Raw genomic sequence first — 25,616 nt, forward strand, 5'->3', positions numbered from 1 at the left:
GGCGCGCGTCAGGCCGCGGCGCCCTGGGCGGCGAGCTGCGCGGCCTGGTGCTCGGTGGTCAGCGCATCGATCAGCTCGCCCAGCGCTTCGCCGGCGATCACCTGCGGCAACTTGTAGAGCGTCAGATTGATGCGGTGGTCGGTGACGCGCCCTTGCGGGAAATTATAGGTGCGGATGCGCTCGGAGCGGTCGCCGGAGCCGACCTTCTCCTTGCGGTCGGCGGAGCGCGCGGCCTCGACGCGCTGGCGTTCGGCATCATAGATGCGCGAGCGCAGGATGTTCATCGCCGACGCGCGGTTTTTATGCTGCGAGCGGCTGTCCTGCATCATCACCACGATGCCGGTTGGCAGATGGGTGATGCGGATCGCAGATTCGGTCTTGTTGACGTGCTGACCGCCGGCGCCGCCGGCGCGCATGGTCTCGATCCTCAAGTCGGTGTCCTTGATGTCGACGTCGACGTCCTCGACCTCGGGCAGCACGGCGACCGTCGCCGCCGAAGTGTGGATGCGGCCCTGCGTTTCGGTGTCGGGCACGCGCTGCACGCGATGCACGCCGGACTCGAATTTCAGCTTGGCGAACGCGCCGCGGCCCTGCACCTCGGCGATGATTTCCTTGAAGCCGCCGACGGTGCCTTCGCTGGCCGAGATCACCTCGACCTTCCAGCCCTGCAAAGCCGCGAAGCGCTCATACATCCGGAACAGGTCGCCGGCGAACAGCGAGGCCTCGTCGCCGCCGGTGCCGGCGCGGATTTCCAGCACCACGTTGCGGTCGTCCATCGCGTCCTTCGGCAACAGCGCAACGCGGATCTTCTGCTCGAGATCGCCGATCCGCGCTTGCAGCGTCTCCAGCTCGGCCTCCGCCATGCCGCGCATCTCGGGATCGGTGCCGGCATCCGCCAGCATCGCCTCGGTGTCGGTGAGTTCGGTTCGGGCTGACCGATAAGTCTTCACCGCGTCGATCAGCGGGTTGAGCTCGGCGAGCTCGCGCGTGATCGCAACATAGCGATCGGACTTGACCTCGCCGAGCAGCTCGGCCTCGAGCGAGGCGTGATGGGCGAGCAGGACGTCGAGTTTGGCTTCGGGTAGCATGGCAGTATCTCGAATTTGCGGGAGGCGCGAAGGGCGGCAGAGGCGACGACAGCGTCGCTACAAGGCCAGCCCCTCGGTTTCCGCAAACTTGGTCAGCGCCTCGCGGATCGACACGCTGCCGACCGGGGCGTCGAGCAGCGGATTGATCATCGCCTCGGCCTTTCTGGCGTCGAGGTCGAGGATCAATGCCTTGACCGGGCCGTGCGCAGTCGCCGATAGCGACAGCGAGCGATAGCCGAGCGCAATCAGCGCCAGCGCGCCGATCGGCTTCGACGCCATCTCGCCGCACAGCGATGCGACCTTCTTCGCGGTCCTGGCCTTGCGCACGATGTCGCGCAGCGCGCGCAGGATCGGCGCCGACAGGATGTCGAAGCGCTCCGAAACCTTGGCATTGCCGCGGTCGACCGCGAACAGGAACTGGAACAGGTCGTTGGAGCCGACCGAGACGAAGTCGACCTTCTTCAGCAATTCGTCGAGCTGGTAGAGCAGCGCCGGCACCTCGACCATGGTGCCGATGTCGATCCGCTCGGGCAGCGAATGGCCGTGCTGGCGCAGATAGGTCAGCTCGCGCTCGACGATCGCCTTGGCCTGGTCGAACTCGGCGATGTCGGAGATCATCGGGAACATGATCTTCAGCGCGCGGCCGCCGCCGGCGCGCAGCAGTGCGCGGATCTGGCCACGCAGCAGGCCGGGGCGATCGAGGCCGAGCCGGATCGCGCGCCAGCCGAGCGCCGGATTTTCCTCGACCACGGTCTCCATATAGGGCAGCGCCTTGTCGCCGCCGATGTCGAGCGTGCGGAAGGTGACGGGTTTTGCGCCCGCGGCATCGAGCACCGTGCGATACAGTGCGAGCTGGTCGCTCGAACGCGGCAGGCTCGGGCTCACCATGAACTGCAATTCGGTGCGGAACAGGCCGATGCCGGCGCTGCCGGTGTCCTCGATATGCGGTAGGTCGATGGTCAGGCCGGCATTGATCAGGAGCTCGATCGGCTGGCCGTCCCTGGTGACGCAGGGCTTGTCGCGCAGCGCCGAATATTGCGCCTGCCGCCGCGCCCGGAACCGGACCCGCTCGGCATAGGCCGATTCGATCTCGGCGGAGGGGCGGACATAGATCTCGCCGGAAATGCCGTCGACGATGATGGCATCACCGGGATCGGCGATGCCGGGTGCGTTCGGCACTTCGCCGACCGCGGGAATGCCGAGCGCGCGCGCCACGATCGAGACGTGGGAGTTCGCAGTGCCTTCCTCCAGCACCAGGCCGCGCAGCCGCTTGCGGTCGTAGTCGAGCAGCGCCGCAGGGCCCATGGCGCGGGCGATCAGGATGGCATTGTCGGGCAGCTGCTCGCGCGACGGCGCATGGTCCTGGCCGACCAGTTGCCGCATCAGGCGGTGGCCGAGATCCTCGAGGTCGTGCAGGCGGTCGCGCAGATAGGGATCGGTCGAGCGCAGCATGCGCGCGCGGGTGTCGGACTGTACGCGTTCGACCGCGGCTTCGGCGGTGAGGCCGGTGGCGACCGCCTCATGCAGCTTGTGCGACCAGCCCTGGTCGTTGGCGAACATCCGGTAGGCTTCCAGCACCTCGCGGTGCTCGCCGCCGTCGGCGACGTCGCCGCGCTCCAGCATGCGATCGAGATCGGCGCGCAAATTCGCCAGTGCCGTGTCGAGCCGCTTGACCTCCTTCGGCAGGTCCTCGGCAATGTAATTGGTGATGACGACGCGCGGCTCGTGCAGCACGACATGGCCAAGCGCGATGCCGTCGGACAGCACCGCGCCGGTCTTGTGCAGCGAGTGCCGTGCGGCGGGCTCGGCGCCGGGCTGTGCCAGCGCCGCGAGCTCGCCGGAGGCGATCATCTCCGCCAGCACCATGGCGGTGGTCTGCAGCGCCTCGACCTCTTCCTCGACATAGGTGCGCTTGGCGCGGTTCTGCACCACCAGCACGCCGAGCGTGTTGCCGGCGCGCAGGATCGGCACGCCGAGGAACGAGTGGTAGATCTCTTCGCCGGTCTCCGGACGATAGGCGAAGGCCGGATGGCTTTGCGCGTCGGACAGATTGAGCGGCGTCGCCTCGCTGGCGACGAGGCCGACCAGGCCTTCATGCGCGCTCAGCACGGTGCGGTGCACGGCGTCGCGGTTCAGACCTTCGGTGGCGTAGAGCTCGAGTGTGTTGTCGATGCGCAGCACGTAGCAGGAGCAGACCTCGGCCACCATGTTGGCCGCGATCAGCACCACGATCTTGTCGAGGCGCTCCTGGGCGGAGACTTGCTCCGCCATGGTTTCGCGGAGCCGTCTCAACAGGATGCGTGGGCCTCCCGACGCGCTCCGCATGTGCTTCAGTCCCTCCCCACGAGGCCGGCGCACCGGGCTGGTCGGCCGCTGGCGCAAAACTCGTCAAAAACAACAATTTTAGTCATTCGGTGTCGCCGCCCGCGCCAGTTCCCGCCGATTCGGGATCGCTCAAACTGTGCCATAGTTTGCGACAGCCTACCTGACTGGCCGTATAGCCAATCGAGGCTGGCTTTGCCAAGCAAAACGCCTGCCAGTAGCAAATAACGTCTGCGTCAGCCCTATGCTGCGCCCGCTAAGAGAAATTCTAACTCCGGGGCGGGGGCCGGACAGGCTCTCTTCCCTTCTCCCCTTGTGGAGAAGATGTCGCGGACGAAGTCCGCGACGGATGAGGGGTTTCTCTCCGCGGAGGCGGACCTCACCCGGCGCCTTCGGCGCCACCCTCTCCCACAAGGGAAGAGGGTTCCCCAAAAGCCCTACGCCTGATCCAGCCCGTACAGCGTATGCAGGGTGCGCACCGCGAGTTCGGTGTAGGCGGCGTCGATCAGCACCGAGAACTTGATCTCGGAGGTGGTGATGGCGCGGATGTTGATGTTGCGGTCGGCCAGCGCCTTGAACGCCTTGGCCGCGACGCCGGCATGGCTCCGCATGCCGCTGCCGATCACCGAGACCTTGGCGACGTCGGTCTCGGTGTCGAGCCTGACATAACCGATCTTGGCCTTGGCGGCGGTGATGGTGTCCTTGGCGCGGTTGTAGTCGGTGGCCGGCACGGTGAAGGTCAGGTCGGTGGTCTTGCCGTCCTCGGACACGTTCTGCACGATCATGTCGACATTGATGTTGGCATCCGCGAGCGGCCCGAAGATCGCCGCGGCGACGCCCGGCTTGTCCTCGATCTGGCGCACGGAGATCTGGGCTTCGTCCTTCGAGAAGGCGATGCCGGTGACGACGTGCATTTCCATGATTTCCTCCTCGCTGCAGATCAGCGTGCCCGGCGGCTGGTTGGCGTGCGGGTCGATATCCTCTGGCTTGTCGAAGCTGGAGCGCACGAAGATCGGCATGTTGTGCACCATGCCGAGTTCCACCGAGCGAACCTGCAGCACCTTGGCGCCCTGCGAGGCCAGCTCCAGCATGTCCTCGAACGCGATCTTGTCGAGCCGGCGCGCCTTCGGCACCACGCGGGGATCGGTGGTGTAGACGCCGTCGACATCGGTGTAGATGTCGCAGCGGTCGGCTTTCAGCGCCGCTGCGATCGCCACCGCCGAGGTGTCCGAACCGCCGCGGCCGAGCGTGGTGATGCGGCCGGTGTCCGGATTGATGCCCTGGAAGCCGGCGATCACCGCGACTTCCTTGCGCTCCTTGAAGCGGTCGATGATCTCGGTGCCGTCGATATCGAGGATGCGCGCCGAAGCATGCGCGTCCGAGGTCTTGATCGGGATCTGCCAGCCCTGCCAGGAGCGGGCCTGGATGCCGATGCCCTGCAGCACGATCGCGAGCAGGCCCGAGGTGACCTGTTCGCCGGAGGCGACCACCGCGTCATATTCGCGGGCGTCGTGCATCGGCGAGGCCTCGGTGCACCAGGCCACCAGCTCGTTGGTCTTGCCGGACATCGCGGAGACGACCACGGCGACCTCGTGGCCCGCGTCGACCTCGCGCTTCACATGCTGCGCGACGTTGCGGATACGATCGATATTGGCGACGGACGTACCGCCGAATTTCATCACGAGGCGGCCCATGACGACGCGTCTATTCCTTTAAGAGGATAAGTAGGTTAACCCACGCCGAAAACCGCAAGCGCGGGCACCGAAAGGCGCGTATACATAGCGCCGCGCCCGGGGGCAAGCCGGTTGGTAGGGCTCTCTTGAGGTCCTTTAGGGGTGTTTTTGCCGGTTGCGGGCGGGCTGTGGCGCTGGGGTGACTCGCGGGGGTGACTCGGGCGTAATGCGAAGGCGGATTGGATGGGACGTTACATCGACGATATCCTGCAGCCTGGCGAGAAGGTGCTGTATTCCACCAATGCGCACTGGATCTTCTACTGGCAGGCGATCCTGGCCTGGATCGTCGCGCTGGCGCTGCTCGTTCTCTCGCGCATGACGACGGTCGACGGCCTTGCACTGGCATGCCTGGCGGCCGCCGCCGTGGTCGCCGTCGCGGCGCTGTACTGGACTGCCGCGGCCTGGTTCCACCGCTGGACCACCGAGACCGACGTCACCAATCTGCGCGTGGTCCACAAGACCGGGTTCATCAAGCGGCGCACCTTCGAGATGAGCCTCGACAAGGTCGAGAGCGTCGACGTTAACCAGAGCATCCTTGGGCGCATCTTCAATTATGGCGACGTGACCATCCGCGGCGTCGGCGAGGGTTTTGAGAAGATCCGGACCATCGCTTCGCCGCTGGCGTTCCGCAGTTCGATCACCGCGCGATAGGGGCGCGCAACATGACGATGCAGACAACTCTTTCCAATGCCACCGCCAGCTCGGTCGACCCGGCCGAGATCGCAAAATTCTCAAAGCTGTCGGACGAGTGGTGGGATCCGCGCGGCAAGATGGCGCCGCTGCACAAGATCAATCCGCTGCGCCTGACCTATATCCGCGACGCCGCCTGCCGCAAGTTCGAGCGCAACGCCAAGAGCCTGAACTGCCTGTCCGGCCTGCGCCTGCTCGACATCGGCTGCGGTGCCGGCCTGCTGTGCGAACCGTTCACCCGGCTCGGCGCCCAGGTGATCGGGATCGATCCGTCCGCCACCAACATCTCGGCGGCGAAGCTGCACGCCGACAAGGGCCATCTGTCGATCGACTACCGCTGCACGACGGTCGAGGACATGGACGCGCGCGAGCGCTTCGATATCGTGCTGGCGATGGAGGTGGTCGAGCACGTCAACGACGTCGGCGCCTTCATCAAGCGCTGCGCTGTCATGCTCAAGCCCGGCGGGCTGATGGTGGTCTCGACCCTGAACCGCAATTGGAAGAGCTTCGCGCTGGCGATCGTCGGCGCCGAATACGTGCTGCGCTGGCTGCCGCGCGGCACCCATGAATGGAGCAAGTTCGTCACCCCCGCCGAGCTCGAGCGCTATCTCGGCGACGTCAACCTCACCGTCACCGAACAGGCCGGCGTGGTCTACAATCCACTCGCCGACAAATGGACCGTGTCGACCGACATGGACGTGAACTACATGGTGGTCGCGGAAGAGGTGTAGGGCTGTTTGGTCTCCGCATCACCGGTGTCGTCCCTGCGAAAGCAGGGACCCATAACCACCGGCCTAGCTAATTGGGCGAGATCCTCATTCCGAGCATGTAGATTGCTGTCCGCCCATTGTGCCCCACACGGCATCCTGTGGTTATGGGCCCCTGCTTTCGCAGGGGCGACACGGAGTTTGTGGCGCAGCTGGTTCAGATGTGAGACGCTGTTGCCATCCCGGCGGTGTCGTCCCTGCGAAAGCAGGGACCCATAACCACCGGGCCCAACAATCGGGCGAGATCAGCGTTCCGAGCATGTACTACGTCTACATCCTCGCTAGCCGGCGCCATGGCACGCTGTATATCGGCGTAACGAATTCCGTTCAGAAGCGACTGGAAGAGCACAAGGCTGGTAACGGCTCGTCGTTCGTCAAAACCTACGGCGTCTATCGTCTCGTACACGTCGAATCATATCAGCGCGCCGAGGACGCCATCACGCGCGAGAAGCAACTCAAGAAATGGAAGCGCGATTGGAAGATAGAGATGATCGAGCGCGAAAATCCGGAGTGGCGGGACCTCAGCGACCTGCTGGTCTAACCGGTGTGCCCCGAACCGCGCCCTGTGGTTATGGGTCCCTGCTTTCGCAGGGACGACACCGGATTTGCGGCTCGATCGCAGCCCTGTCATGCGCCGCATCAGTTGACCGCATCATCCGCAGTCGGCACGTTGCGCGTGTACTCCCGCCCCCGGCACGCTTTCCTGAATCCGCATGTTCACCATCGCCTCGCTCTGGATTCCCTTCACCATCGTCGCTGCGTTTGGGCAGGTGGCGCGCAATGCGATGCAGCGGCAGCTGACTGGGCCGCTCGGGACCTGGGGCGCGACCAATATCCGCTTCCTGTTCGGCCTGCCGTTCTCGGTGGTGTTCTTCGCGCTCGCGATCATCGCAACCGGCGATCGCGTGCCGTGGCCGGCGGCCTCGTTCTGGCCGTGGCTGCTGTCCGGCGCGCTCAGCCAGATCGTCGGCACCGGCTTCATGCTGCTGGCGATGAACGACCGCTCCTTCGTGGTGACCACCGCCTATATGAAGACCGAGGCGATCCAGACCGCGATCTTCGGCTTCATCTTCCTCGGCGACCATCTCACGACATCAAAGGTGATCGCGATCGTGATCGCGACCATCGGCGTCGTCGTCACCGCGCTCAGGCCCGGCGGGCAGAAGAGCTTTGCCGATCTGCGCCCGACCGTGCTCGGCCTTGGCGCCGCCGCGGTGTTCGCGATCTCGGCGGTGAGCTTCCGCGGCGCCATCATTGCCGTGCCCGGGGTGTCGTTCGTGACGGCGGCCTCCTACACGCTGATGTGGAGCCTGTTCGTCCAGACCCTGATCCTGTCGGTCTATCTCTTGCTGCGCGCGCCCGACGTGCTGCGGAAGATCCTCGGCCTGTGGCGGCCCTCGATGTTCGCGGGCTTCATGGGCGCGTTCTCATCGCAGTTCTGGTTCCTGGCGTTCGCGCTCACCGCCGCCGCCAATGTGCGCACGCTGGCGCTGATCGAGGTGCTGTTCGCGCAGGGCGTGGCGTATTTCTCGCTCAAGCAGCCGTTCTCGCTGCGTGAGGTGTTCGGCATCGTCCTGATCGTGATCGGTGTCGCGCTCTTGATCGCCGCGTAGACTCTTGTCTGACGCGTTTTCTTCACGCGAACCGGTGCCCACTTCGCTCGAAAACGCTTTAGCCCTTCACTGCGATCAATACAGCTCCCGCTGAGATCAGCGCGATCCCGATCCAGCCATAGGCCGAGGGGCGCTCGCCGAGGAAGACGGCGCCGAACAGCGCCACCAGCACCACGCTGAGCTTGTCGATCGGCGCCACCAGCGTCGCCGGCCCGAGCTTGAGCGCGCGGAAATAGCAGATCCACGAGGCGCCGGTGCCGAGCCCGGACAGCAGCAGGAACAGCCAGCTCTTGGACGAGATTGGTCCAGCCTGGGTGAATTGCCCGGTCGCGAACAGCATCGCCGACAGCGTGATCAGCACGACCACGGTGCGGATCAGGGTGGCGAGGTCGGAGTTGATGCCCTCGACGCCGACCTTGGCGAAGATCGCGGTCAGCGCCGCGAACACGGCGGAGAGAAACGCCCAGACCTGCCAGGTCGAGGTCAATTCCGGTCTTCCGGCAGCGTCGGCAGCGGCGAAACCTCGACGCCTTCGTCGATCAGCGCACGGGCCTCCTCGGGCGAGGCTTCGCCGTAGATCGGGCGGTGCTCGATATCGCCGTAATGCATCTTGCGCGCTTCGTTGGGGAAGCGGTCGCCGACATTGTCCGCGTTCTTCACGATATGGTCGCGCAGTTCCTTCAGCTTGCTGCGCAGCTCACGCTCCTGCGCCATCATCAGCGAGGTCGACTCGTTGGACGCCGTTTCGACGGGTACGGCCGGCGCCGGCTGGGCCGGTTCGCGGCCCTTCTTGCCGATCACTCGCGGCGCCATGATGGCGCGCTCGACCTTGTCGGAGCCGCAGGACGGGCAATCGATCAGGTGCCGCCGCTCCTGCGATTCATAGGCCGAAGAGCTCTGGAACCAGCTCTCGAACTGATGGCCTCGCTCGCAGCGCAGCGTGTAGCGGATCATGCCGATCCCCGGACGAGGTGCAGATGCTCCGGGCCGGCCTTGGGGTCGGCGATGCCGAAACGCCTGCCATGCTGCAGCGAGGGAATGGTCTTGCGCGCGGTCTCGACCTTGGCCGGATCGATCTCGGCGAGGAACACGCCCGGCTCGACGCCGCCCTCGGCGAGGATCTCGCCCCAGGGGTCGATGATCAGCGAATGGCCGAAGGTCTCGCGCTTGTTCTCATGCAGGCCGGCCTGCGCGGCGGCGAACACGAAGCAGCCGGTCTCGATGGCGCGGGCGCGCAGCAGCGTGTGCCAATGCGCCTCGCCGGTCTTGCGGGTGAAGGCGGAGGGTACCGTGAGGAACGACGCTCCGGCTTCGGCCAGCGCGCGGTACAGCGCCGGGAAGCGCACGTCGTAGCAGATCGTCAGTCCGATCCGGCCCCAGGGCAGGTCGGAGATCACGGCGGTCTCGCCGGGCTGGTAATTGGCCGATTCGCGGTAGCTCTCGCCGCCTGGCAGGTCGATATCGAACATATGGATCTTGTCGTAGCTCGCGAGCACGTTGCCCTCGGGCCCGATCAGGAACGAGCGGTTGACCGCCTTCTCCGGCGAATAGCGCAGCGCCAGCGAGCCGATATGCAGATGGATCTTCAGCTCAGTGGCGAGCGCGCGATAGGCCTGTAGCGACTTGTCGTCTTCTTCGCTCGCCAGGTGCTCGAACAGCGCCTTGCGGTTCAGCTGCATCATGTTGCTGACCTCGGGGGTCAGCACGTATTTGGCACCCTGCGCCGCCGCCTCGCGGATCAGCCGCGTGCCCTGCTCGAGGCTCGGCTCCGGCAGCAATCCGGTGCGCATCTGCACCATCGCGGCGGTGAAAATGTTGTCCGTGCTCATCAGGCGCCGCCTCCGTTGCTGAGCAGGCCGTCGAGCTTGCCCTCGCGGTCGAGCGCGTAGAGCTCGTCGCAGCCGCCGACATGCGTCTTGCCGATGAAGATCTGCGGGAATGTCGTCCCGGCGCCGGCGCGGCTGTACATCTCGTCGCGATAGGCCGGGTTGCTGGCGACGCTCAATTCGGTGAACGCCGCGTTCTTGCGCGTCAAAAGCGATTTGGCCGCGGTGCAATAACCGCAGCCCGGGCGGGTATAGATTTCAATGGCAGCGGTCATGGTGTGCTCGGTTGAACCAGAATACTTAGATTATATGGGAGCGCGGTGCTGCTCGACAACCCGGGCGAACACCAGCACGTCGACCTGCGCGGCCTTGGCGCGCAGCAAGGCCCGCGCGCAGGCATCCACTGTGGCGCCCGAGGTCAGGACGTCGTCGACCAGGATCACACGGCGGCCCTGGATCTCAGCCTTGCATTCATCGGCGACCCCGAATGCGCCCTGCACATTGCTGGCGCGGTCCTTGCGCGACAGCCCGATCTGCTGCTCGGTGGCGCGGACGCGCCGCAGCGCCTCGGAGACCATTTTGACGCCGCTCTGGCGCGCGATCACCTTGGCGAGCGCGCCGGACTGGTTGTAGCGCCGGCTCCAGCCCCGTCGCCAATGCAGAGGAACCGGAACCAGCATATCGGCATCGGTTAGCAATTCCTTCCCCGCCCGCGCCATCCAGCGGCCCATTGTCGGCGCCAGATCGGTGCGATCCTGGTATTTTAATGCATGCACCAGCGTGCGCGCGACGTCGTCATAGCGCACCGCGGCGCGGGCGCGCTGGTAGGCCGGCGGATTGGCGATCGCCTCCATCGACAGCAGCTCGGGCCCGGGATCGTAGACAAAGGGAATCCCGAGCCGCGGGCAGAACGGCGGCGCGATGAACGACAATTTGGCCCAGCAGTCCGCGCAGACACCTTCGCCATGAACCGGCTCGCGGCAGGACACGCACAGCGTCGGCAGCGCGACGTCGAGCATGAGCCGCGCGGTGCGCAGCCACGCGCCCCCGACCGCGCCAAGCGCGCGCTGCAAATGACCGGTCATGGCGCGTATCGGTGATGCCTCGGCGTCCATGGGGTGAGGCTAGCGTTTGGTCAACGCAGGCTCAAGGCGCATTGCCTGCGGCGGCGGTCCGGCGTAACCAACCCGCCATGGCAACGATACCGCCCGCAGCCCCCATCCTGTTCGATCGCGCATCGCTCGGCGCGCGGCTTAAGCGTGCGCGGGCCGCGGGGGCGGCGACGTTCCTGCTCGAGCGCGCCACCGAGGACATGGCGGACCGCTTGCAGGCGGTGTCGCGCAGCTTTTCGGCGGCGGCCGATGTCTGGACGCCGGGTGACGGGCTCGCGGAGGTCCTGCGCGGACGTGTCGCCGCGGTCGATGCGATCGGCTTCTCAGAAGCGGAAGCGCTCGGCCTGCCACCGGAGTCGCTCGATCTTGTGGTCTCCGCGCTGGCCTTCCAGTTCGTCAACGATCTGCCGGGCGTGCTGGCGCAGATCCGCCGGGCGCTGAAGCCGGATGGGCTGCTGCTCGCTGCGATGCTGGGCGGCGATACGCTGACCGAGCTGCGGCAGAGCTTTGCCGCGGCGGAGGCCGAATGCGAGGGCGGCGTCTCGCCGCGGGTCGCGCCGTTCGCCGATCTGCGCGACATCGGCGCGCTGTTGCAGCGGGCCGGCTTCGCGTTGCCGGTCACCGACGTCGACCGCGTCGTGGTGCGCTATTCGAGCGCGTTCGCGCTGATGGCTGACCTGCGGCGGATGGGCGCGACCAACGTGCTGCGCGAGCGCCGTCACACTCCGACCCGCCGCGCCACCATGCTGCGGATGGCGCAGATCTACGGCGAGCGCTTCGCCGATGCCGACGGCCGCATCCGCGCCACCTTCGACATCGTCTGGCTCTCCGGCTGGGCGCCGCATGACAGTCAGCAAAAGCCGCTCAAGCCCGGCTCGGCGAAGGCGAGTTTGGAGGCGGCGGTGAAGCAGGTGAAGCGCTGACGCGTGCGGCCCTCACGGTCGTTCGCTCATCGCGCGGCAGCGAAATCTCTGCTTCGGCGTCTCCTAGAGACTGCCGCCGAAGGCGGCCGACCGCTCCCTACAAAAGGGGGCGACGGTTGCAAGCGCAATTTCGGAATAATGGAATTATGCCGATGAGTTGCCCGACGTGTCAAGTCGCCTGGTCGAGCGCCGGGTCATCGCCGGCTACTGTGCATGGGGTTGTTTTCGATATTCTTTGGCAACGCGCCTCCCCCGCGAGCGGGAGCGGCAGAAGGTCACAGCAGCAGATCCATCAGATGCGGCAGCAGCGGAATGTCCGCCGGCGGCATCGGGTAGTCGCGCAGTTTGTTGGCGCGCACCCAGGCGAGGTTCTGCCCCTCGCGCGCCACCGCCATGCCTTCCCAGCGCCGGCAGATGTAGAGCGGCATCAAGAGATGGAAGGTCTCGTAGGCATGGCTGGCGAAGGTCAGCGGCGCGAGGCAGGGCTCGCTCACGGTGATGCCGATCTCCTCGTGCAACTCGCGGATCAGGGTCTCTTCCGGCCGCTCGCCGGGCTCGATCTTGCCGCCGGGGAATTCCCACAGCCCCGCCAGCGCTTTGCCTGCGGGGCGCTGCGCCAGCAGCACGCGCTTGTCGGCGTCGACCAGCGCGCAGGCGACGACGAGGGTCAGCTTGATGTCAGCCATGCGGTCCGGATGCCCTTCCAATCTTCAAGATTTCATTAACCAGCAAAGCTCCCGCCGCCAAACGATTTGTCGCGGTGCACTTTTTCTTCATTCGCGATAAGCCCGCCTTAATCCGCAGTCGGCAGGGTGCAGCTGTTTATCGACCCATCATATCCTTTGCCGATATAATCCATGAGCACCTTGATCCGGATCATCAGCCGTTTCCGTCGCGATCGCTCCGGCAATATCGCGATGACCTTCGGCCTCGCTTTGCTGCCACTCGTCATCGCGGTCGGATGCGCGGTCGACTATTCCCGTGCCAACCAGATTCGCAGCAAGCTGATCGCCGCCGCCGACGCGGCGAGCGTCGGGTCGGTCGCCAAGAAGTCGCCCGGCTTCATTGCCGCCGGCGCCATGACCTCGGATGGTGAGATCTCCGCCGGCGAGGCCGACGCGCGGAAGATCTTCAACGGTAACATCTTCAACCAGAACGGCTTCACGCTGACCAGCGTGACGCCGACGGTGACCAAGACCGGCGGCACGATCACCTCGAAGGTCCAGTTCACCGCCGACGTTCCCACCATGTTTCTCGGCGTGATCGGCCAAAGCAAGATGTCCGTGTCCGGGTCGTCGACCTCGACCGCGAACATGCCGCTCTACATCGACTTCTACCTGCTGCTCGACAATTCGCCGTCGATGGGCGTCGGCGCCACGCCGACGGACGTCGCCGCCCTGGTCAAGGCCACCACCGGCAACAGCTTCAAGCCGAACGATCAATGCGCCTTCGCCTGCCACGACTACAACGACCCCAACAACTACTACAATCTGGCGAAATCGCTTGGCGTGACGACGCGGATCGACGTGCTGCGCAGCGCGACCCAGCAATTGATGGACACCGCGGCGACGACCCAGACCTATTCGAGCCAGTTCCGCATGGCGATCTATGATTTCGGTGCGTCCTCGGCGACCTATGGCCTGCGCAGCCTGTTCACCCTGTCGTCGAGCCTGTCGAGTGCAAAGTCGGCGGCCGGCAACATCGATCTGATGGGCGTCTACGGCAACAACGATGCCTACACCGCGGACAAGGACAGCCAGTTCACCACGATCTTTCCGCAGATCAACAACCAGATCGGAAACCCGGGCGCCGGCACGTCATCGGCACCGATGAAGTTTCTGTTCTTCGTGTCCGACGGCGTGGCTGACGAACCCAATTCAAGCTGCCTGAAGCCGATCACCGGCAGCAATCGCTGCCAGTCGCCGATCAATCCGGCGCTCTGCACGGCGATCAAGAATCGCGGCATCAAGATCGCGGTGCTCTACACCACCTATCTGCAGCTGCCGACCAACAATTGGTACATGACCTGGATCGATCCGTTCAATCAGGGCCCGTTCGGCCCGTCGCCGAACAGCCAGATCGCGCAGAACATGCAGGCCTGCGCCTCGCCGGGCTTCTATTTCGAGGTCAGCCCGACCCAGGGCATTTCGGACGCGATGAACGCGTTGTTCAAGAAGGCCGTCGCGGACGCGCGGATCAGCAGCTAGCGACGTGCGGCGGCATTCTATCTCCGTCACCCTGAGGAGGCCGCGAAGCGGCCGTCTCGAAGGGTCGACGGCCCGGCTCTCTCCACGCGGCGCCACCGGGGCCGTGCATCCTTCGAGGCTCGCCCAGCGGCGCAAGTGCGCCGCAAGGCTCGCACCTCAGGATGACGGGACTAGCATCGTCATTGCGAGCGAAGCGAAGCAATCCATCTGACCGCACGCCGGACAGATGGATTGCTTCGTCGCTTCGCTCGTCGCAATGACGAAAGCGCCTACGACCGGTAATCGCCGTTGATCGTGACGTATTCCTTGGTGAGGTCGCAGGTCAGCACGCGGTCTTTGGCCTTGCCGAGGCCGAGCGCGACCTTGATCTGGATCTTCGGCGCTTTCATCGCCTCCGACACCTCTTTCTCGTTGTAGGACGGATCGCGCGCGCCGCTCTTGGCGACGCGGATGCCGTTGAACGAGATCGAGAGCTTGTCGCGGTTGGCGGGCTCGCCGGCCTTGCCGACCGCCATCACCACGCGGCCCCAATTGGCGTCCTCGCCGGCGATCGCGGTCTTCACCAGCGGCGAATTGGCGATCGACATCGCGATCTTGCGGGCGGACGGCTTTGTCGTGGCGCCCTCGACCACGACCTCGACCAGCTTGCGCGCGCCTTCGCCGTCGCGGGCCACTTGCTCGGAGAGGTTGGCGAGGATCTGCTGGAATGCTTTTGCAAAGGCCTTCAGGCGCGGGTCGCTGGCGCGCGAGATCTTCGGCGCGCCATGGGCGGCCGCGGCGCCGGTCGCAAACGCCAGCAGCGTGTCCGAGGTCGAGGTGTCGCCGTCGATCGTCAGCGCATTGAAGGTGTCCTCGACACTGGTCTTGAGCAGCGATTGCAGCACCCCGGCCGACAGCGGCGCGTCGGTGAAGATGAAGGACAGCATGGTCGCCATGTCGGGCATGATCATGCCGGCGCCCTTGGCCATGCCGTTGATCGTCACCTTGGCCTTGCCGAGCTTGACGGTCGCGGTGGCGACCTTCGGGAAGGTGTCGGTGGTCATGATCGCCTTCGCCGCGTCCATCCAGAGATCCGGCGTTGCGGTCTCGGCGAGCTGCGCCAGCACGCCGTCGAACTTGGTGGCGTCGAGCGGCTCGCCGATCACGCCGGTGGAGGCAAGGAACACATCCGAGGTCGAACAGCCGACCGCCTTCGATGCGATCTGCGCGGTCAGCGCGGTCGACGCCTTGCCGGTCTTGCCGGTGAAGGCGTTGGCGTTGCCGGAATTGACCACCAGCGCGCGGGCGCTGCCGCCCTTCAGCTTGGCACGGCACCATTCGACCGGCGCCGACGGGCATTTCGACTTGGTGAAGACGCCGGCGACCGTGGTGCCCTTGTCCATCAGCGCCAGCAGCACGTCGGTGCGCCCCTTGTAGCGGATGCCGGCGGCAGCGGTCGCAAGCCGCACACCCGCGATCACGGGCATCTCGGGAACGTCGGGCGGGGCGAGGGGGGAGACGGCGGTGGACATCGGCAAGCTTCCGGCTACGGGGAGGGAAGCGCTGCATATCATCTCACCGTGAGAAGCGGGAGAGGGCGAAGCCACGATTGCGGCTGTCATGAATTGTTCAAAGAGCCCCCTAGCCCGGCGGATTGATCGCAAGATGCCATAAGCGCCGCAACATCGTCGGTGTCGTTCCTGCCTAGTGCGCAATTGCGCACGGGAGCAGGGACCCATAACCACCGATGTTGATTGTTGCCCGGCTTCGGAACGACGAGTCCCGCTCACAAGGTGGGCCGCGGAGTATGGGTCCCTGCTTTCGCAGGGACGACAGCTATGGGTGTGACCGCGACGATACCCAAAAACGCAAATGGCCGGGACATGCCCGGCCATCGCAACTGCGTCTGTTTCGCGAAGCTTACTTCTTCGCCGGCGCCATCTTGTTGTCGGCCGGCTTCGGCGCGTCCTTGGCGGCATCCGCCGGCGCCGTCGCGTCCTTTGCCGGTGCCGCGTCCTTGGCGGTCTCGGCCGGCTTGTCCATGCGCTCGACCTTGGCGGCCTCGCGCAGCTTGGCGACGTAGTCGGCCTGGGCCTTGCGGGTCACATAGGTCTCGATCTGGGCCTTCACCTGCTGGAAGTCGGGCGCCTTGCGGTTGCGCTTTTCCTCGACCTTGATGATGTGCCAGCCGAACTGCGACTTGACCGGATCGGAGATCTTGCCCGGCTCGAGCGAGAAGGCGACCGCGGAGAATTCCGGCACCATCTGCTCCTTGGTGAAGAAGCCGAGGTCGCCGCCGTCGGAGGCGCCGGGGTCCTTGGACTTCTTCTTGGCGAGTTCGGCGAAATCCGCGCCCTTGTCGAGTTCGGCCTTGATCGCCTTGGCCTCGTCCTCGGTCTCGACCAGGATGTGGCGGGCGCGCACTTCCTGCTCGCCGGTGATCTGCTTGGCGGCCTCGTCATAGACCTTCTTCATGGCGTCGTCGGTGGTCGCGGCCTTGCCCTCGCTGGCGAGCAGGCTGTCCATCAACAGGCGGTTGCGGGTGAAGGCGAGCCGCTTCTTGAAGTCGTCATTGTTCTCGATCTTCTTGTCCTCGGCGGCCTTGGACACGATCTTCATGTCGATCAGGAAGGACAGCACGTTGTCCTTTTTGGTCGCCGGGTCCATCTGCGCCAGGCTCGGGCCGAGTTCCTCCTCGGCCAGCGCCACGTCGCTGGCATGGATCTCGGAACCGTTGACCTTCGCCAGCACCGGGTCGGACTCCGCGGCGCGGACCGGAAGGCCGGCAGCCAGCACTGCGACAAGACAGCCCGTGGCGGCCAGGGTGGCGAGGCCGAGGCGCAGGCCGGTTTTGGTTTCCGGGGGCGAGGTGGTCATGCAAAATCCTTGGTCTAAAGGGGGGAAGCTCGAGCGGGGCGGACACTCGCCCAATCGTGTTACATTGGCAACGCGAAAGTCTTGTCAAAATGATGAATTCCTTGACATCTTGGCGGCGTTGACAACCCCCCGACCGGGCCATATCTCTGGCCGACCGTGTCGGCGGTGAGAGCGCTTATTTTGCTGCGTTTTTCGCCGTTGAACCCAGGATGGCCTGTTTCCCACTTAATTGGCTAGGGAGCCCCGGGTCGGGGCTCGAGCCGTAGCGCGTCACGGTGAGTTGATAGGCGACCCGTTGGACCATCTCAGGCTGTAAACCAAGACCGAACTCGAGACCGAAGAACAGGAATTTCGCATGATCGGCGCGCTCGCCCGCAAGTTTTTCGGCTCCGCCAACGACCGTCGGGTCAAGGGCTATCAGTCCCGCGTCAGCGCCATCAACGCGCTGGAGCCCGAGCTCATCAAGCTCTCCGACGACGAGCTCAAGGCCCGCACCGCCGAATTCAAGCAGCAGCTCGCGAACGGCAAGACGCTGGACGATCTCCTGGTCCCGGCCTTCGCCACGGTGCGCGAGGCGGCCAAGCGGACGCTCGGCCAGCGCCATTTCGACGTTCAGCTGATCGGCGGCATGGTGCTGCATGAGGGCGACATCGCCGAGATGAAGACCGGCGAAGGCAAGACGCTGGTTGCGACGCTCGCGGTCTACCTCAACGCGCTCGCCGGCAAGGGCGTCCACGTCGTCACCGTCAACGACTACCTCGCCCGCCGCGACTCCGGCTGGATGGGCCAGATCTACGCATTCCTCGGCCTGACCACCGGCGTGATCGTGCACGGCCTCGACGACGCCGAGCGCAAGGCGGCCTATGCCTGCGACATCACCTACGGCACCAACAACGAATACGGCTTCGACTATCTGCGCGACAACATGAAGTACCGCCTGGAGGACATGGTCCAGCGCGAGCATTTCTACGCGATCGTCGACGAAGTCGACTCGATCCTGATCGACGAAGCGCGCACGCCGCTGATCATCTCCGGCCCGCTCGACGACCGTTCGGATTTCTACAACACCATCGACACATTCATGCCGAAGCTCGTCAAGAAGGACGACTACGAGGTCGACGAGAAGCAGCGCACGGTGACGCTGACCGAAGCCGGCATGGAGAAGCTCGAGAACCTGCTGCGCGACGCCGGCCAGCTCAAGGGCGACTCGCTGTACGACGTCGAGAACGTCTCCGTCGTGCATCACGTCAACCAGGCGCTCCGCGCCCACACGCTGTTCACCCGCGACAAGGACTACATCGTCCGTGACGACGAGGTCGTGATCATCGACGAATTCACCGGCCGCATGATGCAGGGCCGGCGCTATTCGGAAGGCCTGCACCAGGCGCTGGAAGCCAAGGAGCACGTCACGGTCCAGCCCGAGAACCAGACGCTGGCCTCGATCACCTTCCAGAACTATTTCCGGATGTACCAGAAGCTGTCCGGCATGACCGGCACGGCGCTGACCGAAGCCGACGAACTGTTCGACATCTACAAGCTCGAGGTCGTCGAGATCCCGACCAACCTGCCGGTGGCGCGCCTCGACGAGGACGACGAGGTCTATCGTACGCAGAACGAGAAATACGGCGCGATCCTTGCCGAGATCGAGCGCGCCAACAAGCGGCTGCAGCCGGTACTGGTCGGCACCGCGTCGATCGAGAAGTCGGAAGTGCTGGCCGAGTATCTCAAGAAGCACGGCTACAAGCAGATCGACTTCACCTCAGAGTCGGGCATGGAGAAGCTTTATGCGGCCGCCCGCGCGGGCAAGCCGGCCAAGCTGTTCGCGGTGCTGAACGCGCGCTTCCACGAGCAGGAAGCCTATATCGTCGCGGAAGCCGGCGTGCCCGGCGCGATCACGATCGCGACCAACATGGCCGGCCGCGGCACCGACATCAAGCTCGGCGGCTCGCTCGAGATGCGAATCCAGCAGGAGACCGCCAGCATCACCGACGAGGCCGAGAAGGCCAAGAAGATCGAGCAGATCAAGGCCGACATCGAGCGCTTCCGCGAGATCGTGCTGAAGGCGGAGGAGGATTTCGAGGTCGAGCCCGCCAAGGGCAACAAGCCCGCCAGGACCGTGAAGAAGCCGGGCGGTCTCTACATCATCGGCTCCGAGCGCCACGAATCCCGTCGCATCGACAACCAGCTGCGCGGCCGTTCCGGCCGTCAGGGCGACCCCGGCCGCTCGAAATTCTTCCTGTCGCTGGAAGACGACCTGATGCGCATCTTCGGCTCCGACCGGCTCGACAGCATGCTGCAGCGGCTCGGCCTCCAGGAAGGCGAAGCCATCATCCATCCCTGGATCAACAAGGCGCTGGAGAAGGCGCAGCAGAAGGTCGAGGCGCGCAACTTCGACATCCGCAAGAACCTGCTCAAGTTCGACAACGTCCAGAACGACCAGCGCAAGGTGATCTTCGACCAGCGCGTCGACCTGATGAAGGACGACAGCGTGGTCGAGACCGTGACCGACATGCGCCATGCCTTTGTCGAGGACGTGGTCGCCAAGCACATCCCCGAGCACGCCTATGCCGAGCAGTGGGACACTGCGGGCCTCAAGGAAGAGCTCAAGCGCGTGCTCGATGTCGATCTGCCGGTCGACGAATGGGCCAAGGAAGAGGGCATCGCCGACGAGGAGCTGCTCACCCGCATCGAGAACCATGTCGACGAGCGCATGGCGGCCAAGGTCGCGCAATGGGGCCCCGACGTGATGCGCTACGTCGAGAAGACCATCCTGCTGCAGACGCTCGACCATCTGTGGCGCGAGCATCTGATCATGCTCGACCATCTGCGCCAGGTGATCGGCCTGCGCGGCTACGGCCAGCGCGATCCGTTGCAGGAGTACAAGACCGAAGCCTTCAATCTCTTCCAGGAGATGAGCGCGCATCTGCGTGAGGCGGTCACCGCGCAGCTGATGCGGGTCGAGATCGTGCCGCCCGAGGAGCCGCCGCAGCCGCTGCCGGTGATGGAAGCCCACAAGCTCGATCCCAACACCGGCGAGGACGAGTTCGCCCGCGCGAGCCTCACCGAAGCCACCTACGCCCAGGCGTCGCTGGCGCCGGCCATGGCCGCCGCCGACCGCAATCCGAACGATCCGACGAGCTGGGGCAAGGTCGGCCGCAACGAGGACTGCCCCTGCGGCTCGGGCAAGAAGTACAAGCACTGCCACGGCAGGTACGCGTAAGCAGCCGCGATCGTCGCGATTGTAGGGTGGGCAAAGCGAAAGCGTGCCCACCACGTCTTGCGCTGCTCGCGATGGTGGGCACGCTTCCGCCTTCGCTCTTCGAGCTACGGCGGACAAGTCGCTTTGCCCACCCTACGGTCTACCGCTGCTCCCGCTAGCAACGCCCGCATTGTCGGCGATGAGCCTTCGGGTTGATATTAAAGCCTCAGCCCGCATAGGCCCTGTCGAGATCGGCGATCACGATCTTCTGCATCTTCAGCATCGCCTGCATGACGCGGTCGGCGGCCTTGCGGTCGGGGTCGCTGAGGTAGCGGCTCAGTGCCGTCGGGATCACCTGCCAGGACAGGCCGAAGCGATCCTTGAGCCAGCCGCAACGCGATTCCTGGCCGCCGTCGGTGAGCTTGCTCCAGAAGTAATCCACCTGCTCCTGGGTCTCGACGCTAAGGAAGAACGACACCGCCTCGTTGAACTTGTGCTGCGGCCCGCCATTGAGCGCGTAGAACCGCTGCCCCTCGAGCTCGAAGCTCGCCATGAAGTCGCTGACGGTCTCGATCTCGGCGTTCGGAAACACCGATTTGTAGAATGCGACGGCATCGCGGACATTGTTGTCGAGCCACAGGAACGGCGTGATCGAAGTCATGGGGAGAGGATCCTTGTGATCGAGGGACGGGAAAGCCGGAACCGCGCGCAGCGTTCGCGCATCCTGAGGACGGGCAGGCGGCCGGCACTCCGACATCATCGACCGAACTTTTTGTTGGAACCCTCGCACCGGCGTCTGTCGGTGAGGGGCTGGCGGTATTTTCCGCGAATTTGGGTTCCCGCTAACCCGGCGCTAAGCCCGCAGCCGATCCATCTGCCACCCAAGGGCGATGTTGGGCTTTCGATCAACCACTTGTTAGTGCTCTGTGTCCCAATATTGCCGGGCGTGTTGGACGAGCCGTCAAGCGCATCAAGGCCTCTCTTGGTCAAGGCTCGATCGGGGAGGCCCGCGCTTTGCAGACCGCGACGACAATGCCCGGCCGTTACTATCCGGCGATCTTCGTGCTGGCGTCCGCCACACTGGCCTATCAGATCCTGATCACCCGTTTCTTCAGCGTGATGGTGCATTACCATTTCGCTTTCGGCGCCATCGCCCTTGCGATGTTCGGGCTGACGCGCGGTGCGATGCGGGTTTATGAGGATCCCGAGCGCTATGCGCCGGGGCGTGTGGGGCCGGAGTTCGCCCACCATGCCGCGCGGTTCGCGATCAGCGGCGTCGTCGTGATGTGCGCCTTCCTGTGCGCGCCGATGGTCGCGCCCAGCAACTACGCCATGGCTGCACTCGGCGTGGTGGCGCTGGGCTTCACCATTCCATTTGCCGAGGGCGGCATCTGCATCACGTTGCTGCTGACCCGGTTGCCCTATGTCGGCGGCTGGCTTTACGCCGCCGACCTGGTCGGTGCCGCGACCGGATGCCTTGGCATCATCTTCGTACTGCTGGTGATCGATCCGGTCAGCGCGACGCTATGGATCGGCGCTGGCGCTGCGGCGGCCGGCTGGTTCGTGGTCCGTCACGGCGAGGGTCAAGAGAGCTTGCGCCTGAGCCGCAACACCGCGCTCGGCCTCGCCGCACTTGCCGCGGTCCACACCGCGCTTGCCGCAACCGGCAGCAGCCATCTCGGCGTGACCTGGGCCAAGGGCGAGCCGCAGACCGGAACGCTGTTCGAACGCTGGAATACCTATTCGCGCATCCGCGTGACCGATCTCGGGCTCTCGATCCCGTTCGGCTGGAGCTTCGCGCGCGTCCCGGATGCCAAGGTCGAGCAGCTCTATCTCGACATCGATGCCGACGCAGGAACGCCGATCACCCGCTTCTCCGGCGATCTCGCCAAGGTCTCCTACCTCAAGCACGACGTCATCAACGCGCCCTATCTGGTGCAGCAACGGCCTGATGACGTGGCCGTGGTCGGCGTCGGCGGCGGCCGCGACGTGCTCTCCGCGCTCTATTTCGGCGCGCAGCGGATTCGCGGCATCGAGATCAATCCCGCGATCTTCGAGGTGCTGACGAACAAGTTCGCGGATTATTCGGGGCATCTCGATCGCCAGCCCGGCGTATCGCTGGTCAATGCCGAAGCGCGCAGCTACATCAACCATTCGCCCGATCGCTACGACCTGATCCAGATCTCGCTGATCGACACCTGGGCCACCACGGCGGCCGGCGGGCTGACATTGACCGAGAACCGGCTCTACACGGTGGAGGCGTGGGACGATTTCTTCCGCGCGCTGAAGCCCGGCGGCATGCTCTCGGTGTCGCGCTGGTACCAACCGACGGTCTATCGCGGCGAGTTCTATCGCCTGATTGCGATCGCAACTGAAGCGCTGCAGCATCAGGGCGTGCCGGCGAGCGAGCTGTCGCAGCATGTGATTGCAGCGAATGTCGGCGACGTCGTCACGGTGATGATCCGTCCCGAGGCGTTCACGGCGGCGCAATGGCAGGGCGCGCGCGACCGGCTGGTCGCGCAGGGATTCAAGCTGCTGCTCGGACCCGGGATCAGCTACGACACCGTCACCTCGACCCTTCTATCCGGCAAGGCCGACCAGCGTTTCCTCGATTCATTGCCGCAAGACATCGCGGCCTCGACCGACGACAAGCCATTCTTCTTCTATACCGTGCGGCTCGCCGATCTGTTCAGCAAAAGCGGCTTCGAGCTGCAGAACAATGCCGCGATCAGCGTCATCAAATGGGTGCTCCTGTTCCAGATCGGCATCTGCATCTGCTACATCGGCATTCCCTTCATGCGCCTGGCGCGGCGGATGCCGGTGGCAACGCTGGCGCCGCCGGTGGCCTATTTCGCCGCGATCGGCATCGGGTTCATGCTGATCGAGATTTCGCAGATGCAGCGGCTGATGGTGTTCCTCGGCCACCCCGTCTACGGGCTCAGCGTCGTGCTGTTCACGATCCTGCTGTTCGGCGGCATCGGCAGCGCCACGGTGGGCGCGGCGCCTGCGCGGTCGACGGTGCTGATCCTCCGCCTCGTGGCGCTGGTCGCGACGCTGGTGGCTGCAGGCCTGCTGACGCCGTCGGTCACCGCCTGGTCGCGCTCGGCGCCGACGGATATCCGCATCCTGGTGTCGGTCGCCCTGCTGGCGCCACCGGCTTTCTGCATGGGCATGATGTTCCCGCTTGGCCTCGGCATCTGGCGGCGGCATGAAGGGCTGTTGCCGTTCTTCTGGAGCACCAACGGCATCACCTCGATGCTCGCCTCCGTGCTCGGCATGGCGCTGTCGATCCAGTTCGGCATCACCACGACATTCGCAATCGGCGTCGGCTGTTATGTGGTGTGCGCGATCATGATCGTCGGCAACCGTCTGAGCGATTCGATCGCCGAGCCCGCCCTCAAGCCGGCCGTCCGGCAGCCGGGTCTGGTGGCGCAGGACGAGGCCGCGTCGTAGCCGGCCGCAATTGGCTCAATTGGCGCTGCCGATCAGGCTTTCCAACAGGCGCTTGAGCTCGGTGGTCGACTTGTCGCCATAGCTCTCGACGATGTGCTCCTCCTGGCTCACCGCCAGCGAGTTCAGCCGACGGCACAGCGCCTTGCCGCGGTCGGAGACGAACATCAGCACCTTGCGGCGATCCTTCGGGTCCTGCACGCGATAGACCAGCGCGTCCGACACCATGCGGTCGATCATCTTGGTCAGCGTCGGATGGTTGAGCAGCACGGCATCGGCAAGCTCGCCCATCGAGTGGCCGTTGCCGTCGGACAGCACCTTGAGGATGCGCCACTGCTCGACCGGCACGCCTTCCTTGGCCAGCCGCGTCTCCAACTGCCGGTTGATCTCCCGGTTGGCTTGCGCGAGCAGGTAGGTGAGGTGTTCGGTGATCGGGGAATTTTCTTTCGGCGGTTTAGCCACGGCGTGAGACCTGGTTCCTGACCCGGTGAATGAATGTCCGGCAACGCATGCCGTTTCTATATGCACTTCAATTGTTGAATATTCAATATTTTCCCCTAGGATATTCCCCCAACCAAAGGGCGGATGCCGCGACCGCCCGCTGGCTGCGTTGCGTACTGCTTCCCAGACAGGAGTTGGCGTGCTCTCGACGGTCTCTTTCCAGGCGCTTGGCGGCTTGCCCGTCCCGCCGCCGCACCTGTTTCGAACTCCGTCGTCCTGCGCGGCCGATGTCGCTTTGACCGTCAAGCCGGGCTCCTCGCGCCGTGGCGGCACCGACAGCAAGCTTCGGATCGGCAATTTCATCACCTTTTCCGGCGCGCCCGGGATCTGGGGGCCGATCTCGGCCAACAGCGTCATGCTCGCGGTCGCCGAGATCAACCGGCGCGGCGGCATCCGCGGCCGCGAGGTCGAATTGTCGATGTACGACGCCGGCGGGCCGATCGAGGACGTCGTGCACCGCGCCGAGCAGGCGATCGCCTTCGACGAGATCGACGTGATCATGGGCTCGCATATCTCGGCGGTCCGCCTTGCGCTGCGCAAGGTCACGGCGGGCCGCATCCCCTATGTCTACACGCCGGTCTATGAGGGCGGCGAGCGGACACCCGGCGTGATGGCGATCGGCGAGACGCCGCGCGCCGAAAGCCGGCCGGCGATCCATTGGCTCACCGAGGTCAAGAAGGCGCGGCGCTGGTACCTGATCGGCAGCGACTATGTCTGGCCCTGGCAATCGCACCGCGCGGTGAAGCGATACATCAAGGAAGCCGGCGGCCAGGTGGTCGGCGAGGAATTCGTCCCGCTCGGCGAGGACGATCACGAGCCGCATCTCGCGCGGATTCGCGCCGCCAAGCCCGATGTCGTGCTGATCACGCTGATCGGGACCGACAGCATCACCTTCAACCGCGCGTTCGCCGAGGCTGGCCTTGCCGCCACCACGCTGCGCTATGCGGGCGCGATGGACGAGACTGTGCTGCTCGGCATCGGGCCGGACGCGACCGAGAACCTGTTCTGCGCCTCCGGCTATTTCGGTTGCGTCGATTCCCGCGCCAATGACGACTTCCGGACCAGCTACCGCGCGATGTTCGGGGCGCATGCGCCGCCGATCGGCTCGGTCGGGCAGTCCAATTATGAGGGGATGCGGTTCCTCGAGGCGGCGGCCAACCGGGCCCGGTCGCTGTCGACGGGCCCCTTGTCCGCCGCAGCGCACAACCTGGTCTACAGCGGCGCCCGCGGCACCGTCACCATTCGGGACGGCCGCGCCGAAATGCCGATCTATCTTGCCGAGGCCGACGGTCTCGACTTCAATGTGATCAAGACGATCTAGCGTGGCAC

Annotated in this window: 22 protein-coding genes; 9 read left to right on the plus strand and 13 right to left on the minus strand. The window is 65.1% G+C overall.

Going from position 1 to position 25,616, the window contains the following annotated elements:
- Window positions 1-8: 8 nt before the first annotated feature.
- The 3 genes from prfA to JQ616_RS30245 form a co-directional block, all read right to left on the minus strand.
- Window positions 9-1,088, minus strand: coding sequence for a peptide chain release factor 1 (gene prfA / locus JQ616_RS30235; protein ID WP_212021040.1), 1,080 nt, complete (start codon window positions 1,086-1,088; stop codon window positions 9-11).
- Between the two features lie 57 nt (window positions 1,089-1,145).
- On the minus strand, window positions 1,146-3,413 hold the full coding sequence (gene ptsP, locus JQ616_RS30240) for a phosphoenolpyruvate--protein phosphotransferase (RefSeq protein WP_212021041.1): 2,268 nt from the start codon (window positions 3,411-3,413) through the stop codon (window positions 1,146-1,148).
- Window positions 3,414-3,847: 434 nt separating this feature from the next.
- On the minus strand, window positions 3,848-5,104 hold the full coding sequence (locus tag JQ616_RS30245; RefSeq protein WP_212021042.1) for an aspartate kinase: 1,257 nt from the start codon (window positions 5,102-5,104) through the stop codon (window positions 3,848-3,850).
- Between the two features lie 222 nt (window positions 5,105-5,326).
- Between JQ616_RS30245 and JQ616_RS30250 the strand changes: the two genes are divergently transcribed.
- The 4 genes from JQ616_RS30250 (at window position 5,327) to JQ616_RS30265 (ending at window position 8,213) form a co-directional block, all read left to right on the plus strand.
- On the plus strand, window positions 5,327-5,794 hold the full coding sequence (locus JQ616_RS30250) for a PH domain-containing protein (protein ID WP_212021043.1): 468 nt from the start codon (window positions 5,327-5,329) through the stop codon (window positions 5,792-5,794).
- Window positions 5,795-5,805: 11 nt separating this feature from the next.
- Window positions 5,806-6,564: a bifunctional 2-polyprenyl-6-hydroxyphenol methylase/3-demethylubiquinol 3-O-methyltransferase UbiG gene (gene ubiG, locus JQ616_RS30255; protein WP_212021046.1), complete on the plus strand. Its 759-nt coding sequence runs from the start codon at window positions 5,806-5,808 to the stop codon at window positions 6,562-6,564.
- Between the two features lie 295 nt (window positions 6,565-6,859).
- A complete protein-coding gene (locus tag JQ616_RS30260; protein ID WP_212021047.1) occupies window positions 6,860-7,141 on the plus strand; it encodes a GIY-YIG nuclease family protein in 282 nt (93 codons plus the stop codon).
- 172 nt (window positions 7,142-7,313) lie between these two features.
- Entirely contained in the window at window positions 7,314-8,213 is a 900-nt protein-coding gene (locus JQ616_RS30265; RefSeq protein ID WP_212021048.1) for a DMT family transporter, read from the plus strand.
- 58 nt (window positions 8,214-8,271) lie between these two features.
- Here the strand turns inward: JQ616_RS30265 and JQ616_RS30270 are convergent, their stop codons facing one another.
- From JQ616_RS30270 to JQ616_RS30290, 5 genes are read right to left on the minus strand one after another with little or no spacing between them, the layout of a single operon-like run.
- Window positions 8,272-8,700 carry an EamA family transporter gene (locus JQ616_RS30270; protein ID WP_212021050.1) on the minus strand — a complete coding sequence of 143 codons (429 nt, stop codon included), beginning with the start codon at window positions 8,698-8,700 and terminating at the stop codon, window positions 8,272-8,274.
- The gene (locus tag JQ616_RS30275) at window positions 8,697-9,167 is read right to left on the minus strand and encodes a DUF1178 family protein (RefSeq protein WP_212021052.1); all 471 of its coding nucleotides are present in this window, start codon (window positions 9,165-9,167) and stop codon (window positions 8,697-8,699) included. Before JQ616_RS30275 ends, JQ616_RS30270 begins: the two co-directional genes overlap by 4 nt.
- Entirely contained in the window at window positions 9,164-10,042 is an 879-nt protein-coding gene (locus JQ616_RS30280) for a carbon-nitrogen hydrolase family protein (protein WP_212021055.1), read from the minus strand. The genes JQ616_RS30275 and JQ616_RS30280 overlap by 4 nt, the downstream gene beginning before the upstream one ends.
- Window positions 10,042-10,314, minus strand: coding sequence for a glutaredoxin 3 (grxC, locus tag JQ616_RS30285; RefSeq protein WP_212021057.1), 273 nt, complete (start codon window positions 10,312-10,314; stop codon window positions 10,042-10,044). Before grxC ends, JQ616_RS30280 begins: the two co-directional genes overlap by 1 nt.
- A gap of 30 nt (window positions 10,315-10,344) precedes the next feature.
- Window positions 10,345-11,154 (minus strand): ComF family protein, encoded by an 810-nt coding sequence (locus JQ616_RS30290; protein WP_212021059.1) that lies wholly within the window; start codon window positions 11,152-11,154, stop codon window positions 10,345-10,347.
- 77 nt (window positions 11,155-11,231) lie between these two features.
- Here JQ616_RS30290 and JQ616_RS30295 point away from each other — a divergent pair, with 77 nt between their 5' ends.
- Window positions 11,232-12,074, plus strand: a complete 843-nt coding sequence (locus JQ616_RS30295; RefSeq protein WP_212021061.1) for a methyltransferase domain-containing protein — start codon at window positions 11,232-11,234, stop codon at window positions 12,072-12,074.
- Window positions 12,075-12,349: 275 nt separating this feature from the next.
- Here the strand turns inward: JQ616_RS30295 and JQ616_RS30300 are convergent, their stop codons facing one another.
- Complete coding sequence (locus JQ616_RS30300; protein ID WP_212021063.1) at window positions 12,350-12,760, minus strand: (deoxy)nucleoside triphosphate pyrophosphohydrolase; 411 nt, start codon at window positions 12,758-12,760, stop codon at window positions 12,350-12,352.
- A 171-nt stretch (window positions 12,761-12,931) separates the two neighbouring features.
- On the opposite strand from JQ616_RS30300, the gene JQ616_RS30305 reads away from it, so the two are divergent.
- Window positions 12,932-14,281, plus strand: a complete 1,350-nt coding sequence (locus tag JQ616_RS30305) for a TadE/TadG family type IV pilus assembly protein (RefSeq protein WP_212021065.1) — start codon at window positions 12,932-12,934, stop codon at window positions 14,279-14,281.
- A 269-nt stretch (window positions 14,282-14,550) separates the two neighbouring features.
- Here JQ616_RS30305 and argJ read toward each other — a convergent pair whose 3' ends face one another.
- Window positions 14,551-15,792 carry a bifunctional glutamate N-acetyltransferase/amino-acid acetyltransferase ArgJ gene (argJ, locus tag JQ616_RS30310; RefSeq protein ID WP_212021067.1) on the minus strand — a complete coding sequence of 414 codons (1,242 nt, stop codon included), beginning with the start codon at window positions 15,790-15,792 and terminating at the stop codon, window positions 14,551-14,553.
- A 388-nt stretch (window positions 15,793-16,180) separates the two neighbouring features.
- Window positions 16,181-17,137: a peptidylprolyl isomerase gene (locus tag JQ616_RS30315; protein ID WP_212021069.1), complete on the minus strand. Its 957-nt coding sequence runs from the start codon at window positions 17,135-17,137 to the stop codon at window positions 16,181-16,183.
- A gap of 355 nt (window positions 17,138-17,492) precedes the next feature.
- On the opposite strand from JQ616_RS30315, the gene secA reads away from it, so the two are divergent.
- The gene (gene secA, locus JQ616_RS30320) at window positions 17,493-20,357 is read left to right on the plus strand and encodes a preprotein translocase subunit SecA (protein ID WP_212021072.1); all 2,865 of its coding nucleotides are present in this window, start codon (window positions 17,493-17,495) and stop codon (window positions 20,355-20,357) included.
- Between the two features lie 205 nt (window positions 20,358-20,562).
- Here the strand turns inward: secA and JQ616_RS30325 are convergent, their stop codons facing one another.
- Entirely contained in the window at window positions 20,563-20,997 is a 435-nt protein-coding gene (locus JQ616_RS30325; RefSeq protein WP_212021074.1) for a VOC family protein, read from the minus strand.
- Window positions 20,998-21,350: 353 nt separating this feature from the next.
- Here JQ616_RS30325 and JQ616_RS30330 point away from each other — a divergent pair, with 353 nt between their 5' ends.
- Window positions 21,351-23,789, plus strand: coding sequence for a hypothetical protein (locus JQ616_RS30330; RefSeq protein ID WP_212021076.1), 2,439 nt, complete (start codon window positions 21,351-21,353; stop codon window positions 23,787-23,789).
- Between the two features lie 15 nt (window positions 23,790-23,804).
- Here JQ616_RS30330 and JQ616_RS30335 read toward each other — a convergent pair whose 3' ends face one another.
- Window positions 23,805-24,248, minus strand: coding sequence for a MarR family winged helix-turn-helix transcriptional regulator (locus JQ616_RS30335; RefSeq protein ID WP_038387042.1), 444 nt, complete (start codon window positions 24,246-24,248; stop codon window positions 23,805-23,807).
- Window positions 24,249-24,426: 178 nt separating this feature from the next.
- Between JQ616_RS30335 and JQ616_RS30340 the strand changes: the two genes are divergently transcribed.
- Window positions 24,427-25,608 (plus strand): substrate-binding domain-containing protein, encoded by a 1,182-nt coding sequence (locus JQ616_RS30340; RefSeq protein ID WP_212021078.1) that lies wholly within the window; start codon window positions 24,427-24,429, stop codon window positions 25,606-25,608.
- The last annotated feature ends 8 nt before the right edge of the window (window positions 25,609-25,616 follow it).

Origin of the sequence: Bradyrhizobium tropiciagri (assembly GCF_018130545.1) — a bacterium.
Classification (GTDB): domain Bacteria; phylum Pseudomonadota; class Alphaproteobacteria; order Rhizobiales; family Xanthobacteraceae; genus Bradyrhizobium; species Bradyrhizobium tropiciagri_A.